Below are 17,871 nucleotides of genomic sequence, written 5' to 3'. Positions count from 1 at the left end.
CTAAAAACCAATCTTTTGACTTATTGAGTATAAAAAACCACTTGTAATTATGCTCAAAATGAGCATAATTAAGACAACTTATAAATTTGTTATGTCCAATTACCCATTTTTTAGCACACACATTTATCGTTATCGCACCAACAAAGGCTGCCATTATGAAAAAATATCCTTACGACGCACCTATCATGAGTACGGACAATCGCATCGCCACTCAGATGAACATTGAATATGCCAAGGCTAAAATGCCAGCAGACTTGCCTCACGCTGAACGCATCGTGATTGAAGAAAATATCAAGAAGCTACTGAAAGAGAATAATGCCGTACTGGTAGCACACTACTATGTCGACCCTTTTATCCAAGACTTGGCATTTGCAACCGGTGGCTGCGTCGGTGACTCACTTGAAATGGCTCGGTTTGGACAAGCTCATAGCGCCCAAACATTGGTTGTCGCTGGTGTGCGCTTTATGGGTGAATCAGCAAAAATATTAAGCATGGAAAAGACTGTCCTCATGCCAGATTTGGAAGCCGAATGTTCGCTTGATTTGGGCTGTCCTGCTGATGAGTTTTCAGCATTTTGTGATGCTCATCCTGAACGTACTGTCGTCGTCTACGCCAATACCAGCGCCGCGGTAAAAGCGAGAGCTGATTGGGTGGTCACCTCATCTGTCGGTATCGACATCGTTCGTCACTTACATGCCCAAGGCGAGCCTATTATTTGGGGGCCTGATCGCCATTTGGGCAAATACATCGCTCGTGAGACTGGCGCCGATATGCTGCTGTGGCAAGGGTCTTGCCTCGTGCATAACGAATTTAAAGCTACTGAGTTAATGCAATTAAAAGAGAAACATCCAGAGGCCAAAGTCTTGGTGCATCCTGAGTCACCTGATAGCGTGGTAGCACTCGCTGATGTGGTCGGCTCGACTAGCAAGCTTTTGCAATCAACGTATGAGATGGATGCTGATACCTTTATCGTCGCTACTGATTTGGGCATATTGCACGAGATGCAAAAACGCTCGCCAAACAAGCGCTTTTTGGCCGCACCAACTGCTGGTGAGAGTGCAAGCTGTAAGAGCTGTGCGTTTTGTCCTTGGATGGCAATGAACGGTCTAAAAGGGATTGAGCAGTGCTTAACCAATCAAAGCGGTGAAGTACTAATGACACCTGAGTTAGCGACTGCAGCAAAAAAACCATTACAACGGATGCTCGATTTTGCTGAAGCACAAAAGCAACGCGTAGCCGCCAGTGGCGACATTGTAAAAGACCGTGCGCTGTTCGCTAACGTTGGGGCAGCCTAGCATGAGTCAGTCGCATTCAGTTGATTGTTCCAACACCACTCGCTATAAAAATAGTAGGAGCAGCAGTGATATGAGTAATATTATAAAAACTGATGTTCTTATTATTGGGGCTGGTCTGGCAGGTTTGAGCACCGCGCTATCTCTGCCAAAATCGCTGAATATCACTGTTTTAAGCAAAGCCGCGCTTGAGGTGTGTTCAAGTCACTACGCTCAAGGTGGTATCGCAGCCAGCTTAGACAAGGCAGACTCTGTGACTGATCATATCGCTGATACCTTAATTGCTGGTGCAGGGTTGTGTGCGACGGACAATACTGCTCGTATCTTGGGTGCTGGACAGCAAGCGGTGCAGTGGCTATGCGAGCAAGGTGTGCCATTTACTCAATCTAACTTAACTAAAGAGAATGATAATACACCTGATTTTGCAGTCTTAAAAACCAGTGACTTACACTTGACCAAAGAAGGTGGTCATGGCTGTAGACGCGTGGCTCATGCGGATGATGCAACGGGTCGACACGTGATGGATGCATTAACCGTCAAAGTACAAGCTGCAACCAATATCACTATCTTGCCTTATCATGAAGCATTGGAATTACTGACTTCACCTATGATTAGCAGCTACTCTTTTAGCATGAACGATAGCGATATTAGACATTGCCAGGGGGCACTGGTCTTTGATCATGTCAATGAGCGCCAACTCACCATTCATAGTGCGGCTGTTGTACTGGCTAGTGGTGGCTTAGGTCAGTTATTTAAGCGTGCCAGCGCGCCTAACGTCTGTGTTGGTGATGGCGTCATGATGGCATGGCAGGCAGGCTGTCGTTTGGCAAATTTAGAATTTATTCAATTTCACCCGACGGGTCTAGCATTAGATGACAGCAGTTTTTTGATATCTGAAGCGTTACGCGGTGAAGGTGGACGACTCTATTGTCCACAGACTGGGACGCGCTTTATGTTAGATATTGATGAGCGTGCTGAATTGGCGCCACGCGATATCGTCGCTCGGGCAATAGCCAATCAGATTAGTAGTAACGGACTTGGCTACGTACACCTTGATGTCAGTCACTTGCCAGCTGCATTTATACAAGCGCATTTCCCGCAGATTTATCAGACGCTGCTAGCATTCGGCGTCGATATGACCACAGAGCCTATTCCAGTCGCTCCGACTGCCCACTATAGTTGTGGCGGCGTGGTGACTTGCGCCAATGGTTTGACCGACGTCGCAGGACTATATGCAGCAGGCGAAGTTGCTTATACAGGGCTACATGGAGCCAACCGTTTAGCAAGCAATTCATTGTTAGAGTGTGTGGTGGTTGGTCGCAACATCGCCGCTAATCTGCCTTCTTACTTAACAAAATTGGAACGCTTAAAAAACTTAGAAGCTTTAGAGAAAACGGCTGAAGCTTTAGAAAAAATGCCGCAGCCACATACGACTGCCTATTATGAACTGCATCAGTTGGCTGCCGATATTTGGCAATATCCGACACTACAAAACACACAATTTGTTGTTTTGCCATCTTCTAAGCAATCATCGTATCCAACTTATAATGCTGATAAAGCATTTCATTCTGACGTAGATATTGCAGAGATAACGATAGCATTGAAAGCTCTTTTGACAGCCAATATGGGCATTACACGTAGTGCCGAACAATTAGAGCAAGCATTGCAAAAAATTGAGCAGTGGCAGGAGTCACTCATATATTTTGGTAAATCCAATATAAATAACAACCTCCCCACTACTTTCGATGAGCTGGCAATTTTTCAATTAGCGAGGCAATTAGCGTTAGCAACGATAATTGTCCAATCCGCTTATCAACGTTTTGAAAGTCGCGGTGGGCATTATCGTGAGGATTATCCTAACTTAGCTGAAACGCCTTTGACCAGTATCATTTTGCCATCAAGAAACGCTACGCTTGACTCATTTTCTCACGTTATAGAAGACGACCGTTATTCGATACCTGTTACTAACCATATTTAAGCGTACGGCAGATAATAGCCAAACCCATCAAGGGTGATATCTAACACTATAGTTAAAGAAGCATTTAAGCTATCATTATGGACAGGCTTAAAATATTACCTCTTCTTTGAGTGTCCACGGTATGGCTTCTGATATTGTGTTTGTGATTGCCCTGATGATAATCGTCAGCTTGGCTTGGAGTGTACTTGCCGTACCTCGTCTGCGCAAACGATTGCCAAAAATCTACCTGATATCCCGCTCGTGGTGGTTAATGCTAGCCGCGCTCTGCACTTGCTATGTGATTGCAAAAATGACGAACGATACGCAAGGTTCTCATTTGCAAGTATATCCCTATCAATGGCTGCTCATTTTATTTTTTATATTAATTGGTCTACGCGGCAGCTACGAGATTAAACGCCTATGGTGTTTACGCAGTAAAGCCGTACTCATTCACAAACTCCAAGTGCAAGGCTTACAGCCAAGTACGCTCCTGCTACCGAAAACCTCTCTCAATCTGACTCAACACTATACGCGGCTCAACTCCTTAGATCTGCTACTGAGTGTTGCATTCATCTCACTCATCATTAGCCTTATTGTCTTGCAGCAATTGACCTGGCAACGCGAACAACATGGCGTCTTACTCTTCGTATTATTTGCCAGTCAGTTCAACGATATTGCCCAATATCTATGTGGAAGGCTGCTTGGACGCAAGCTGTTTAAACGAGGTCTAGCGCCGACTATTAGCCCGAATAAAAGCATTGAAGGTGCTATCTTTGGCAGTTTAGTTGCGGCAATGTTGGCAACAGTATTAGGTCTTTGGCTCACTCCTTTTACTTGGTGGGTCTGTCTATTAGCTGCGTATAGTTTGGCTGTGAGCGGTATCTTTGGAGATTTATTAGAATCAGCCTTTAAGCGTCAACATGGGGTAAAAGACACTGGAACGATGCTCGCTGGTCATGGTGGGGTGTTAGATCGGATAGACAGTTTACTGATTGGAGTGCCAGCATTTACTCTACTCTACTGGTTATTTGGTTAAATACAATCAAAGCACAGATAGCAGAGTCATTTGGCTTTATCCAGTTTACTGCCCAATATCCAATTGAGCACAGGCTTAGGTAAATAATTTAAGGCACTCGTGATATAGCGCATTGAGCGTGGAAATATCGCTAGTTCTATATTATCGTCAATCGCTTGCATAATATGATCAACCGCTGCTTGCGTGCTCATGATAAATGGCTTATGGCTAGCATCGCCATCGTTTAAATCACGTAGTGCTTGAGTATTGATATAGCCTGAGGCAATACAGTTTACTTGGATGTTATAAGGTATAAGTGCTGCTCGATAAGCGCTAGCCGTAGCAATCATTGCACGCTTGCTTTTTGCATATAGACTGGCATAAGGATAATCTATCGTGCCTGCGATAGAGGCAATACAGATGAGGCTAGGTCTATCACCTTTAGTCATATCTAATGCCTGACATGACTGTTTTAACTGCTGCTTTAACTGACTGCTTGCCCATCTAAAAACTTGCTCAAACGCCTGTAAATTAATCGCTAGCATTTGGTCGCTATCTGCTTGATTTAAGTGATGGATACGCTCATTGGTATAGCTACCAGCACTATATATCAGTTTTTGAAATGAAATACCTGACAAATTGTCTAATAACGTTTGCGTTTGATTTGGGTCAGTTAAGTCGCATACATAAGTCACAATAGCAGGATGCTGTCTGTTGATATCGGCTATCTTTGCTGCGCTACTTCCGACAACGCTGACTTGCCAGCCAAGCATCTGATGATTCAGCGCTAATGCCAAGCCAAGGCCACTCGTACCACCAACGATAATAATATGCGGCGCATGGTTTTTAGTGATACCTTTTGCGAGGTTTTTCATAATTTATGCTGCTGTATATAGTCGACCGTACGCTGATAGCCATATTGCCATTGCGCCTGCATTTGCTGCACAAAACCGTCATAGTCGCTATGTATTAGCTCGACGATCATTTGTTTTAGGTTAAAACGCTTTTGCACATTTCGCCCTCTCAGTTGCTGCTCGTTATCTGCAAATGGTAACCAGTGTAGCTGATGGTGATTGCTAGTAGCATAAGATGGCTTTCTCATTGGTTGATAACCGTGTACTGCTGCCAATCGCCTATTAGGATCAAAACCAAAAACACGCTGAATCGCGGGAGCAGCCAGCCATGGGTCATAACCTGCCTTAGTCTCTGCAAATACGCTGTTACCCAACTGACAGGCTAGCTCAATTGGTGTCAGATTAATCACACCTCCTAAACACCAGCCAAGCTCTGTGATATGTGTGGGCGGCAGATAGTACATGTCAGCCATAGAAGCGCGGATCACTGGGGCAAAATCCCATTGTGTTTGAACCTTTACAGAAGGGTGTATGCGCCCGTTTGCAAATGTGTGCGCAGGCGATGTCATTTGCCCGTCGGCCAGACCTGATACAAAATTTGGCAAATTTGCTAAGCGCGGCGGCGCAAATAACAACTCTTGCAGTGCGAGTTTTTCACTATACAAACCATCAGTAGGTGATTGATACAATCGACTGGCAATGATGGCTATCTCTGGCGTTGCTTTATCAGTATTGCTAATATCATTATTACTAGTAGCAAACTGCGACAGCTCATCTAGCCAGTACTGCTCGTTATCGATACGAAACATCGCTAACTGCTGCAACTCACTTAACAGTCGCTCGTAGCTGTCTGCTTGACGTTGTCTTTGTCCATTATCCTTTTGCTTTGATAACCGCCAACGCTTAAGTGCATGGGTCATATAACGCAGCTTTAGACGTTTATTGGCTTCATCTGGCGCGACATGTCTGATGGCTGTGATGACGCGATATAACTCACGACTACATATCAACGCTTGCAAATCCTTGGGGTCAGGCGCAAATTGTACTAAGTAAGCAGACAAACTCCCACCGCAAGTACCAACGATAATATCTGGCGCTAAGTCATGAGACGCTAAGGCTGCATAGCTACCCAAATAATAACCAAAACGTGAACCGCCGCCTGAAAACAGCTGAACACGCTCGTAAGGTTTAACCAACTGATTGTTCATCTATTACTCATCATCAGCTGATACAGTTTTAATCGCTAACGAAACAGTAAAGATACCAAAGCGATCGATACGCATCGTGATTTTCCTAAAGCCTGCACGCTCAACCAATTGATCCATTTCCGCTTGCGAGCGACAACGCATCACCCAACTACTGCCACGGTGATTGTTTAGTGTTTTACTGATAAATTCCTGTTCAGGGTGCCACGGTTGGTTGGTATAAATCAGATAACCGCCCGATTTTAAACTGTCATAAATACCCGCTAAGGCTGTCGCTGGTAGCGCATTATCAGAGAACAATTCAAACAACCCTGAAGCAATAGCAAGATCTGATTTTTTAGTATCGGTGCTAGTGTCTTTCGTATGTGCATCAATATAACTAATAGGATCAAAGGCGTCCTTTTTACTGGTCACGACTCGACTGCTCATGGCCAAATGCTCCGCTTTTGCTTGTAATGCCTGTATATTATGCATCTCATAATCTCGTAGCTCTGCCTGCAAATCGGTAAACTCAGTCAACAGATCAAACGCATAAAAACCATGGCCACTGGCGATATCTAACAGTTTTGGTTGATATGGTTTGGCGTTACTCTGATTTTTATCTTCAATATCTGTAAGTGCTAAGCGTGCCAACTCCAATATGTGCTCACGGCGAATACGAATACCTTGCCAACCAATATTATTTAAATAAAACTTATCGACTGCCTGTCCAAATTTATTCTGCCCGCTGGGCTGATTGTAATAGACATGATCCAGCGAGTGACCTGAATCAAATCCATGCTCAAGCCCTGTCGCAATCGCATCGCTGACGTGACCGAACTTTTGCATCGCAAAACGGGTAATGGCAAAGTTTGGATTGAATGGTTTAATCGCCAAACGGTCTACTTTATCTTTACTGGCACTGTCTAAGTGAGCGGTACTCAGATCAGGGGCTTGGACTGGTGCGCTAAATACTTGCTCAGCAAACTCAATACAGTCGGCAAATACATCGGCTTTATTGGTCTCATGAAAGATTGCATGATAGCTGTCTGGATACAACTGCCAGCGTTTGATCGGTGTGTTAATCGCCTCATAGAATTTCCGCTCAGCCTGTTTATCGACCACATAATCCTTGCCCGCACATAAGACAAACGTCGGTACGGTGATAGCACCAGCATCATCGAGTAGACGCTGCCCCGTTGCATGGGTATCAATGAGTAAATCAGTCGAGATACTATTCGATATCAATGGATCGGCATTGTAAGCCTGCTGCGCGTCTTTATCATGGGTCAGTACTTGTGCTTTAACATAGCTGCTGACACGTGACATCAGACCTAGCGTACGTGCCACCTTTAGCGATGGTATAGCAAAGGGCAGATATAGACGAATACTGAGCGCAGGCGTGCCAAGTATCATGCCGCGAATATTAGGCGCATAATCGTGTACCCATGCTGCTGCCAATACCGCGCCGATACTACTGGCGACAATCAATGTATCCTCGATAGCAATGCCTGTTTGCCCAATCACCAACTGGACGAAACCCTCTAAATCTCGCTCAAGCTCTGTGACGCTCTCTGCATGATCTTTAATGCCCCCTGAGCGACCATTGCCGCGCGCATCCCAAGCAAACACTTGATAGCCAGCTGTTGCAAACTGCTCTCCCAGCTCTGTCAATCGTCCCGAATGCTCATGTCCTCGGTGCAATAAGATAACTTGGCGCAACGGTTGGTTGGCTTGCTTAATATATTCTAAAGGCGTCGTTAGCCAATAGCGATAATAAATAGCAGTGCCATCGTAAGCGTTATAACAGCTCTCACCATTGATGATTTTAGATGCGGGCAAATCAAAACCAACACTGGCCTGTTCTTCGGATTTTTGACTATCAACGGTTGTGGTTGGCATTTCTTTGAACTCCAATGGGCGAACGTTATCAGTAGAAGTATTTGGCAAAACAACAGTAAGAGAGAGTGAGTTGTTTGTTGACTCACCCAGTACGGATCGCAGCTCAGGTGGATTGTGCATCAAGTATAACTCTGTCATATAACGTAGTCGATTGAGACAGGTCTTTAGTAGCATGATTTCTGTTAGTATAAATAATTGATCTATTCTGACGGCAGGCGAAGCCACCTGCCCTTTAATACTTACTGGCGCTTTGGCTCTGCTACCCATAAAGGCACCAAGCACCCCTAATAAGAAGGCGCGGTCGCTTTTGCCCAAAGGCCCTTGGTTAGCACGAACACCTAACATGGTATTACTAGTAACGCCTAACAGTTCGGTGCCAATACTAAGAGCGATCAGAGCAGTGATATGATGCTGAGAAGTTGATATATTCGTTGGCAAGTTGGCTATTAACGTCTGCTGTTCTTTATCATTGATATGATGGGTCAGAATATGAGGGGTCAGGCTCGCTAATAGCGCCGTATCGGCAACCATATCACCTACCTCGTTTAACACGGCTCCGAGCCTTGAGGCCTGTCCATGCTCACGCGCCATCATGCCATCGATAGCATTGAGTGCCATACGTACAAACAATGATAAAGGCAATAAAAGCCACAGCCTATGCTGTTCAGCCGCTGGTTTGGCAATGATATAGGCAGTACCGATACTTAATAAAACAGCGGATACTGTCACTTGGTTAGCGGTAATGTTTTGCTCAACCAGCGCATTACTCATCGGACGTAGTTGATTTTGAAACTGAGTTTTGAGCTGATATAGCGACATGAGTCTAGCCAAATATTTTCAGTACTTTAATGTAGCAACAAAAGTTTATAAGGTAAAGAATTACAAAGCGCTCAAAAACGTTCAAACATTTTGAAAAAGATATTTATTATCGTCATTATAATCGTCCAGTTTTTTATATTTTGGCCAACAATGAGCGATGATTTGCAATGAATCTCAATGGCTCATATCAGTATTGCTGACCTTATATGGTACAATCTTCAGCTTCTTAAAAACGCCTTATTAAAAATGCTGCGAGCCCTTTATCATGGAAAGCCTAGTCACCCTTGTTCTGGTTCTAATGCCAATGTTTATTGGCTTTGCCATTCCGTCTAACCCTACCATGACAAAAGTGGCCGACAAAGGTCTATCATACTTAGTATTTATCATCCTAGCGCTGATCGGTATTGAGCTGTCTCAGGTAGAAGGTCTAGGTAATCAGCTGGGTGAAATTGCTCTATATGTCACCGTCCTATCAATATTAACAATTGGTACAGGATTGTTTGCGCTTATGCTGTTTGACCATCTGCGTCCATGGCATGCCAAAAAACCAAGTGTAAAATCTAAAGAGCATCGGGTGAGCATTCGAGGTAGCTTGGCGCAAGTGGTTTGTGTGGTGATCGGGATGGTGATTGGCTATTTCTTGCCTGCTGATTATATGCCGCCTGAAAACTCTATGACCGTCATGCTGATGATTTTGATTTTACTGGTTGGTATAGGCTTAAAAGGCTCGGGCATCACCTTAAAAGAAGTATTACTTAATAAACGCGGCGTAGAAATGAGTGTCATCTTTACGCTAGCAGTATTGGCAGGCGGGCTTATTTTCGCGCTACTATTTACGGATGTCTCATGGACGAAAGGCTTAGCACTATCGTCAGGGTTTGGTTGGTACTCGCTATCAGCGATTGTCATGACCGATGCTTATGGCGCGGTTTGGGGTAGTGTCGCGTTGTTTAATGACTTGGTACGTGAGTTCTTTGCGTTAATCTTTATTCCAGTATTTATGCGCAAATACCCCTCCGCTGCGGTTGGGCTTGGCGGCGCGACCAGTTTAGATTTCACTTTGCCTATCATTCAGCAGTCAGGTGGTCTAAAAGTCGTGCCACTAGCGATTAGCTTTGGCTTTTTGATTAATATTGTCTCGCCAGTGCTGATGGTGTTCTTTTCGGCGCTTGGGTAGGCTATATTTTGTAGATCAGCTTATTCGTATTTGATATTACGATTATTTTATTACTAACCATCTGTTTAACTAGCTTATCAATGGTTTTAGGGTCTTCATTGCGTAGATAGCTTTTAAGATAATTTACTAAGCTTGATTTTTTGGATGGTCGAGTACCTGCTGGTCTATTTTTTAGCTGTGCTATTGCACGTTGATATGTTGTAGCAGAGTCTTTGCTATTCTTATTATCATCTTGTGAAACTTTACTCGAATTTCCTTTGATATTATCGAAAGGTAAGTAATAGATAGCTTTGTTATCCTGTTTTATTATTTCCTTCTTTTTGAGGTAAGTTACAACTAAATCAATTTGATCCTGACTATTTGCTTGGCGATAACTTGCAAGTTTTTGCTTTATCACATTATTTAATCCATCAATTTCTTTTGCCTTACTTCGTAAAACTTGATCAGTGACTAAATCTAATATTCCTTGACTATCTATTTTATAAATTAATTTCTCTTCATTTTCATCAAGGTCAATAAGTCCTGCTTTGTTAAATTTTTCAAAAACCTTCTCAAAAATATAATCTTGCTCAGTACTATTAAATCTCTCTAGCACTGTCACTGGAACGTACTTCTTTATCGAGTACAATAGGTTGGATTTATAGCTCGGTAAAAACACCTTACGATTGACAATGCTATCAAAAACCAACACGTAACACTCATGTATAACCGATTTAGGAACACTATCTTCAAGGCTTTGCGCTAAAGATTTCTTATTGTCCATGGTAACGCTAGTAACGTCATCACACAAAACATGATGACTGTCTTCGATGACAAGTTGGCTTTTTTCTATATCTGATGCACTTTCTATGTTTGACTCGTAAGCCACAGTTAGCTGATTAGCATTTTCTAACCGCATGATACTCATACCATCATAGGCACTATTGAGATGCTCAACCAAGATATCATAACCACTATCTCTTGCTAAAATACAAACATCAGCACTAGGATCAATTTCAGATATTTTGCCAAGATAAAAAGACAAGTAAAAATCTAGCGCATTCTTCCCTGCATGTTGCATCTTAATAATATGCACATTTTCATTATCAAACCTGAGCAAGTTTTCAACCAATTCAAGAGGTAAACTCTTCTGCTGATTGATACCCAAAAACAGCCATACATGGCATTCATCCACCTCTACATTATCGAAGCTTTTGGGCTGAATGTTCTCATAGTCGATTAAAATGTGTTTCATGAAAATATTCTTATTATTTAATTTAAATTATTATTCCTACACCCCACTCGCCTGCTTAGCAAACAAGCGCATCAATGGCTTGATTTTGCTGACTCGGTACATACCCTCATTACGTATCTGCTGCACGGGACGCACTTGTGCAAGCGACCCTGCAAATAACCAGTTAAGCGCAGAAAAGCTGTGCATCATTAGACTATTATGCGGACGGCGCGAACGCTCATAATGACGTAGCGTTTGATTACTGCCCCAAAGCGTACCGCCACTACGTGCAAAGTCGTGCGCTAATTGCTCACATAATATTTTTACATCGAGCATACCGAGGTTCAGTCCTTGACCTGCCAGCGGATGTACGCCATGAGCAGCGTCACCGATCAGTACCAAGTTATCAGCCACGTAGCTTTTCGCTTGCTGTGCCGCTAATGGAAAACTAGCGATAGACTCAATCTGATTAATCGCACCCAGCTCGTAATTGCTAGCAGCTGCTAACTTATCAGCAATAAAACGCTCTTCTTCCTCTATCAGTGCCAATGCTTGATTGCGCGGCAATGTCCATACGATCGACTGCCAATGCTGCGGATTTGTCTTATCAGCATCGGTAATGTCGGCCAAAGGTAATAGTGCCAGTGTACCCGTCGGTAGCATAGCTTGGCGTGCAGTTGCCTGATGCGGTTTCTCAGTCTGAATCGCACAGCAGATGGCAGTTTGGTTATAGTCTAACGTATCTACGCCAATCCCTGCTTGCTGACGGACAAATGAACCGCGCCCATCAGCGCCAACTAATAGACGCGTATCAATCGCTTCGCCATTGTCCAGAGTTACACGGTAGCCTTGCTGCGCCCCTAACCAATCCATATTGACAACTTTGTGACCAGCGATAAGGGTCAGATAGTCACTGACATCATCTTCATGCAAGCGTTGCCATAATGCGTGCTCGATAACAGCAGGCTCGACCATACTTCCTAATAATGTAGGTTCATGAGTTTCACTACTATTATCCTCGGCGCTGCTATCTTCACTTTCGCCAAATAATAACTCACTCATCCCATTTAGCTGCCATACCTGCATTTGCGAGTAGTCTGCTTTGCGTTTAGAGGCGGCAATCTTTTGCCACGCACCAATATCATTGAGCAGATTAATACTAGCCATACTGAGTGCATAGACACGTGCATCACGTTTGCTAAGTACATCTTGCCAAGCTGACTCATCACGCTCAGGACGGGCATCAATCAACGTCACTGGCATTTTTGCTTGTGCCAACTTTAGAGCAAGCGTCGCTCCAACGATACCGCTACCGATAATCAACGTATGGTTGTTTTTCATAAGGTGTCTCTCAATATTGCTCAATATTAGAATGATGATTATCAATCTTAATTACAGTTAGTTGATTCAGTTTAAAAGAGAGACGAGACAACCGAGTGTAGATGTATAGGCAATACTTCAAGCGAGGTTAACGCTGTCACTCTTTTAAAGAGGATTTAACTATAGCGCTATGATTTTAGACCCATCGCATAAGTAGCAACTAATGGCTTAATATTTGGCAATTTATCAAAGGCCAACAACGCCATATTTCGCGCTAGCTTAATCGCTGGGTTAGGATGCGTGAAGCCGTGTACTACCGCATCACAAAAACGAATCACTCGCTTCTGGTCAGTTTGACGTGCTTTCTCATAACGTTTTAATAACTGTGCATCACCGATATCTGCGCCTTTGAGCACTTGTGTGTTCAGCATCTGTGCCAGCACATGCGCATCTCGCATACAGAGATTAAACCCTTGACCAGCGACAGGGTGTAAGGTGTGAGCAGCATTGCCCATAATGACGCAGCGCCCTTCTACCTGCTTATCTGCTAGTACGCGGGTCAATGGATAAGCGCCGCGGCGACCTGCAGTTGTAAACTTACCAGCGCGTTGACCGAAAGCTTGTTGTAGGGTCTGCAAGAAATGGGCGTCGTCTTCTAAGTATCTGGTTTCTTCACCTGTTGGGCATACCCACACGACAGAGCGCCTGTAACCTTGCTGATACTCATCGTTGCCATCGCCTTCTGGATCAGTCAGTGGGAGCACAGCAAGTGGGCCAGCTGGACTAAAACGCTCAATCGCTGCATGCTCGTGTGGCGTATCTGTCTCTACTACGCCGACGATGGCCGTTTGCTGATAATCATACGTGGTTGTACTGATATCTAGCAGTTGGCGTACCGTAGAGTCGCGCCCATCACAAGCGACTAATACGCTAGCTTGCAGCTGCTGCTCGTTTTCGGCTTCATCGTTATAATTAAAGCTAAGTGTCACACTATCTGCCTGCTGTTGGACAGTTGTCACATTGGCATTATCTATCAAGGTAATTAGTGGCTCTTGCTGTGCGGCTAATAAAAGCTTACAACCCAGCCAAGCGTTTTCGATAACTTGCCCAAATGATTCAACCTTTTCCTCTGCTTTATTCAGCTGCGCGCGCCCAAAACTGCCTTGCTCACTAATCTGTACGGTATCGATACGGCAAGCATGGCTTTGTAATTCATCCCACAGTCCAATCTCTTGATATATCTGTACCGTGCGCCGTGATAATGCCGTATTGCGACTGTCTAAATAATGGCTGCGAGTACTGTCATCCGTTGGACTGATGGTTGGATAGCTGTTTTTTTCTAATAAGGTGCTCGCAATACCGTGATGGGCCAATAGCAATGCAAAAGACAAACCAACATGACCACCACCTGCGATAAGCACTTGCTGGTCAGTTATTGCTTCTTTGTTTTTAGAGATGCTGTCGAACTTTTTAGGTATGCTGCCAGCATTGGATAAATGTGAATCAGTATCTTGCATTGTTATTTTCCTATTATAATTTTTTGGACAAGCAATTTATTAATGATAGATAGCCGCTCGTCACTGACTTTATTTTATAATTTTTATCATGTCGCTGCTGTTATTAGATGGGTTGCAGCAACCTATGGTATCGCCCATAGATTACCACAAATTGTCTATTCTGCCGTGGTCTTAACCGTAGACAAATCGTTTCTTCACTCTCATCATAAACGAGGTTTATATTCATAAAACTCAAATATATTAATTTTATTAAAGCACTATCATATGGTGGGTAGCGATGAATTATATAGAACTGATAGCAATATCAAATCGATCTATAGAAAATCGCTGTAGCGGTTGCAATCCGCATACAAAAACAGCGTTATCTATCTGATGTATGGCTTGAAATTTAAAAATTCTCTACCATAATGAAGGCAAGACTTTCATTACTTTCATTTATCACCTTTCACAAAAACAACAATAATATCGCCGTCATTTTTATCATCTACAATCTTTGTATCACCTAAAACACTGTAACGCCACTAACTATTTTATCTCTGCAACCCGTCACGCAATTAAAACCAAATCATAGCGTCGGGTACACAATAAAAGGATAATCGCTTGACTGATTCCATGAGCCGCCGTATAAAGTTTGAATCATTAACCCCAGCACAGCTAAAAACCGTGCTTGGTGAATATAACAATCACATGAAATATATCCAAGAACGCCTCGATATTAAAATCATGCAGCGCCAAGGCGATTTTTGCCTGAGTGGCGATGTGACCAATGTCGAACGCGGTGAACGTATTATCTACAAAATGGTAGATGAAGCACAGAACACCAAAGACATCAGTGCAGAAGAGCTGCACCTCATCATCCAATCTAGCCTTTCTCGTGATGAAGACATGGAAGAAGACGAGCAAGACCATGATGATATGGAATATGATGAAGATTTGGATGAGGCTAGCGATTTTACGCCCATCAGCTTACGTACACGTAAGGGTCGCATCGTTCCGCGTGGTGGCAACCAACAACGCTATGTAAAAAACGTTCTGAGCTCTGATGTATCGTTTGGTATTGGGCCTGCTGGTACGGGTAAAACATATCTAGCGGTGGCGTGTGCCGTCGATATGCTTGAGCGTAATGAGATTGAGCGTATTTTGCTAGTGCGTCCAGCGGTAGAAGCTGGCGAAAAACTGGGCTTCTTGCCAGGTGATTTGACCCAAAAAATCGATCCGTACTTACGTCCGCTATATGATGCGCTCTATGAGATGATAGGCTTTGAGAAAGTCGGTAAAATGATTGAGCGTCAGATTATTGAAGTGGCACCGCTTGCCTATATGCGTGGTCGTACTTTGAATAACTCGTTTGTCATTCTAGATGAAGCGCAGAACACCACGCCTGAACAGATGAAAATGTTTTTGACGCGTCTAGGCTTTGGCTCACGTGCCGTCATTACTGGGGACATTACTCAGGTGGATTTGCCACGTGGTCATAAATCAGGCTTAGCACAAGCAATGGATATTCTAAAGGATATCGAAGAGATTCATATCACAAAGTTTGATTCAAAAGACGTCGTACGACATCAATTGGTACAACAAATTGTTGAAGCCTATGATGTGTTTGATGAAGAGCAAATGGCTTTAGAAGAAAAACGTAAGTTTGAACGTATTAAAGAACAAGAGCGTAGACAAGCCGTCGCTAATGCAGCAGCAAATCTGTAGTAATTAAGCTAATCATCGAATTACAATCATTTGCTATAAGCGTTTATCTTGCATAAGAAAACCGGATTACTAAAAGTAGTCCGGTTTTTTCTTACCGGTAATTTATTGAATTTAGCTCTTTCGCTACTAGTCGCCTACCAGCAACTTAGCTATAGTAGCCTCTATACATTCTATACATTGGCCTCTATTTATTAGCCAACACTTTAGCGATGAGATAAACAGTGATTGAACTACTTTTATGATAAAAAAACCACTAAGTAAATAACGCAGACGATACAGCCTTAAAAACACATTTATTTATAATAAAAAGGACAGTCACATGAGCCAACCTGACAATACTAATTTTGACGACAAGATCGCTAGCAACCATGCCAGCTTAGCAGCACTTGATATCAGTGCGACCGACAGTATTGATGATGAAATATTAGATACTTTTTATAATCGCGAGCATTTACTATCAGTTATGATGGCGACTTTAGATTATATAGACGGTCGTATTAATAATGGTCTGACCCTACCCTATTTTGCAGATATTGATCCTGAGCTTTGGCAGGAAAAGTCTAAAACTCTAGATATATATATTACTGATGGCGTCGAAGGCCGTGCTTTAAATCTAGAAGCACGTGGTAAGGACTATGCGACCAACATTTTGTCTTATCCAAGCGAATTACCTGCTGCCGTCATTGAGCTAATGCCAACATTGCCTCTTGGAGAGTTAATTATCTGTCATGAAGTGATGGTACGTGAAGCGGCTGAACAGGACAAAACCGTGGCGCAGCACATCAGCCATTTGCTAGTGCATGGCGTGCTACACCTACTGGGTTTTGATCACGAGCTCGGACAAGCTGAGCAAGATGAGATGGAGTACTTTGAAATTGAGATTTTGGCAGGTCTAAACCTACCAAACCCTTATATTTAAACTAGCACTGCTTTAATAAACAGTCTTCTAACTATTAAGCAGCTATCAATTAATCTTTAGATAGTGGCAACTTTTGCGCTTGACCCATTTGGTTGATCATATGATCTAAGCCTTTAACATGGACACTGCGCTGCGGGAATGGAATCTCAATCTTCTCATCATCTAGAGCTTGCTTGAATTGCTCTAGTAGCTCGCACTGCATCGACCACCAATCGGCATTGGTTGTCCAAACGTTTAGGGTAAGATCTACTGAGTTGTCGCCTAGATTGGTCACTCGCACGATAGGCTCAGGATCAGTGAAAGCCAATGGGTTGTTTCTTGCCAGACTTAACATCACGTCTTTGGCCGTTTTGATATCAGCATCGTAGCCAATACCGACGGTGATATCGACGCGGCGATTGGGTAGTGCTGTATAGTTGACCACAGGTGAAGTCGTGATATCGCTATTAGGAATGATGATATCGTGATTGTTAATAGTCGTCAGATGGGTATTAACCAAGGTAATCTCAGTCACCGTACCTGTGTAGCTACTAATCTGTACATAATCGCCGCGTACAAACGGGCGAAACGTCACAATCATAATACCAGCGGCAAAATTCGATAGCTGGTCTTTTAGCGACAAACCAACGGCAACAGCGGCACCACCTAAGATTGCGACGACAGACGTAGTCTGCACACCGACTTTGCTAAGTGCAGCTAAAATCACCACGACCAGTAGTACGCTATACAATAGACGACTTAAGAAGCTAGCAACTGTCTCATCCAGATGGCTACGCGTCATCAAGCGATCAGAAAAAGCGACTGCTTTTTTAGCAAGCCAGCGTCCAACGATAAATATAAGTATTGCTAAAGCGACTTTAAGGACCAGCTCTAAGGCATTGCTCGTTAAGGTAGCGACATCTACGGTAAAACCTAAAAATTCCATACTGACTCTTTATTTTATAGCTGTGTGTTATGAACTTGGATATCTGTGATTATAAAAAATAGTGCGTTAAGCG

At 43.4% G+C, this 17,871-nt stretch carries 13 protein-coding genes; 6 read left to right on the top strand and 7 right to left on the bottom strand.

Annotated features, from left to right (window positions below; translation table 11 throughout):
* Nucleotides 1-185 precede the first annotated feature (185 nt).
* The 3 genes from nadA to QL898_RS08065 all read left to right on the top strand — a co-directional run bounded on the left by nadA (nt 186) and on the right by QL898_RS08065 (nt 4,285).
* Nucleotides 186-1,295, top strand: a complete 1,110-nt coding sequence (nadA, locus tag QL898_RS08075) for a quinolinate synthase NadA (RefSeq protein ID WP_320158126.1) — start codon at nt 186-188, stop codon at nt 1,293-1,295.
* Between the two features lie 70 nt (nt 1,296-1,365).
* Nucleotides 1,366-3,270, top strand: coding sequence for an L-aspartate oxidase (gene nadB / locus QL898_RS08070; protein ID WP_290176433.1), 1,905 nt, complete (start codon nt 1,366-1,368; stop codon nt 3,268-3,270).
* Between the two features lie 121 nt (nt 3,271-3,391).
* Nucleotides 3,392-4,285, top strand: a complete 894-nt coding sequence (locus QL898_RS08065; protein WP_290176432.1) for a phosphatidate cytidylyltransferase — start codon at nt 3,392-3,394, stop codon at nt 4,283-4,285.
* Between the two features lie 26 nt (nt 4,286-4,311).
* Here the strand turns inward: QL898_RS08065 and QL898_RS08060 are convergent, their stop codons facing one another.
* Genes QL898_RS08060 through QL898_RS08050 form a run of 3 tightly spaced genes read right to left on the bottom strand, consistent with a single transcriptional unit; the run spans nt 4,312 to nt 9,023 of the window.
* Nucleotides 4,312-5,139, bottom strand: a complete 828-nt coding sequence (locus tag QL898_RS08060; protein WP_290176431.1) for an SDR family NAD(P)-dependent oxidoreductase — start codon at nt 5,137-5,139, stop codon at nt 4,312-4,314.
* On the bottom strand, nt 5,136-6,326 hold the full coding sequence (locus QL898_RS08055) for a patatin-like phospholipase family protein (protein WP_290176430.1): 1,191 nt from the start codon (nt 6,324-6,326) through the stop codon (nt 5,136-5,138). Before QL898_RS08055 ends, QL898_RS08060 begins: the two co-directional genes overlap by 4 nt.
* Before the next feature lie 3 nt (nt 6,327-6,329).
* On the bottom strand, nt 6,330-9,023 hold the full coding sequence (locus QL898_RS08050) for an alpha/beta fold hydrolase (protein WP_290176429.1): 2,694 nt from the start codon (nt 9,021-9,023) through the stop codon (nt 6,330-6,332).
* A gap of 265 nt (nt 9,024-9,288) precedes the next feature.
* On the opposite strand from QL898_RS08050, the gene QL898_RS08045 reads away from it, so the two are divergent.
* A complete protein-coding gene (locus tag QL898_RS08045; protein ID WP_160021578.1) occupies nt 9,289-10,200 on the top strand; it encodes a lysine exporter LysO family protein in 912 nt (303 codons plus the stop codon).
* A 1-nt stretch (nt 10,201) separates the two neighbouring features.
* Here the strand turns inward: QL898_RS08045 and QL898_RS08040 are convergent, their stop codons facing one another.
* From QL898_RS08040 to QL898_RS08030, 3 genes are all read right to left on the bottom strand, one after another.
* Nucleotides 10,202-11,434: a PIN domain-containing protein gene (locus QL898_RS08040; protein WP_290176428.1), complete on the bottom strand. Its 1,233-nt coding sequence runs from the start codon at nt 11,432-11,434 to the stop codon at nt 10,202-10,204.
* 36 nt (nt 11,435-11,470) lie between these two features.
* Nucleotides 11,471-12,754 carry an FAD-dependent monooxygenase gene (locus QL898_RS08035; RefSeq protein WP_290176427.1) on the bottom strand — a complete coding sequence of 428 codons (1,284 nt, stop codon included), beginning with the start codon at nt 12,752-12,754 and terminating at the stop codon, nt 11,471-11,473.
* A gap of 167 nt (nt 12,755-12,921) precedes the next feature.
* Nucleotides 12,922-14,250, bottom strand: coding sequence for a UbiH/UbiF/VisC/COQ6 family ubiquinone biosynthesis hydroxylase (locus QL898_RS08030; RefSeq protein WP_290176426.1), 1,329 nt, complete (start codon nt 14,248-14,250; stop codon nt 12,922-12,924).
* Between the two features lie 600 nt (nt 14,251-14,850).
* Between QL898_RS08030 and QL898_RS08025 the strand changes: the two genes are divergently transcribed.
* Together QL898_RS08025 and ybeY are read left to right on the top strand one after the other, a co-directional pair.
* Nucleotides 14,851-15,954 carry a PhoH family protein gene (locus QL898_RS08025; protein ID WP_290176425.1) on the top strand — a complete coding sequence of 368 codons (1,104 nt, stop codon included), beginning with the start codon at nt 14,851-14,853 and terminating at the stop codon, nt 15,952-15,954.
* Nucleotides 15,955-16,273: 319 nt separating this feature from the next.
* On the top strand, nt 16,274-16,873 hold the full coding sequence (gene ybeY, locus QL898_RS08020; RefSeq protein WP_290176424.1) for an rRNA maturation RNase YbeY: 600 nt from the start codon (nt 16,274-16,276) through the stop codon (nt 16,871-16,873).
* A 49-nt stretch (nt 16,874-16,922) separates the two neighbouring features.
* On the opposite strand, the gene QL898_RS08015 is transcribed toward ybeY, so the two are convergent.
* Complete coding sequence (locus QL898_RS08015) at nt 16,923-17,798, bottom strand: mechanosensitive ion channel domain-containing protein (protein ID WP_290176423.1); 876 nt, start codon at nt 17,796-17,798, stop codon at nt 16,923-16,925.
* Between the last annotated feature and the right edge of the window lie 73 nt (nt 17,799-17,871).

It is taken from the genome of Psychrobacter sp. APC 3279, from assembly GCF_030407795.1.
In the GTDB taxonomy this organism is placed as follows: Bacteria; Pseudomonadota; Gammaproteobacteria; order Pseudomonadales; family Moraxellaceae; genus Psychrobacter.
The sequence above is the reverse complement of the archived record's forward strand: the minus strand, read 5'-3'. Positions and strand labels throughout refer to the sequence as shown.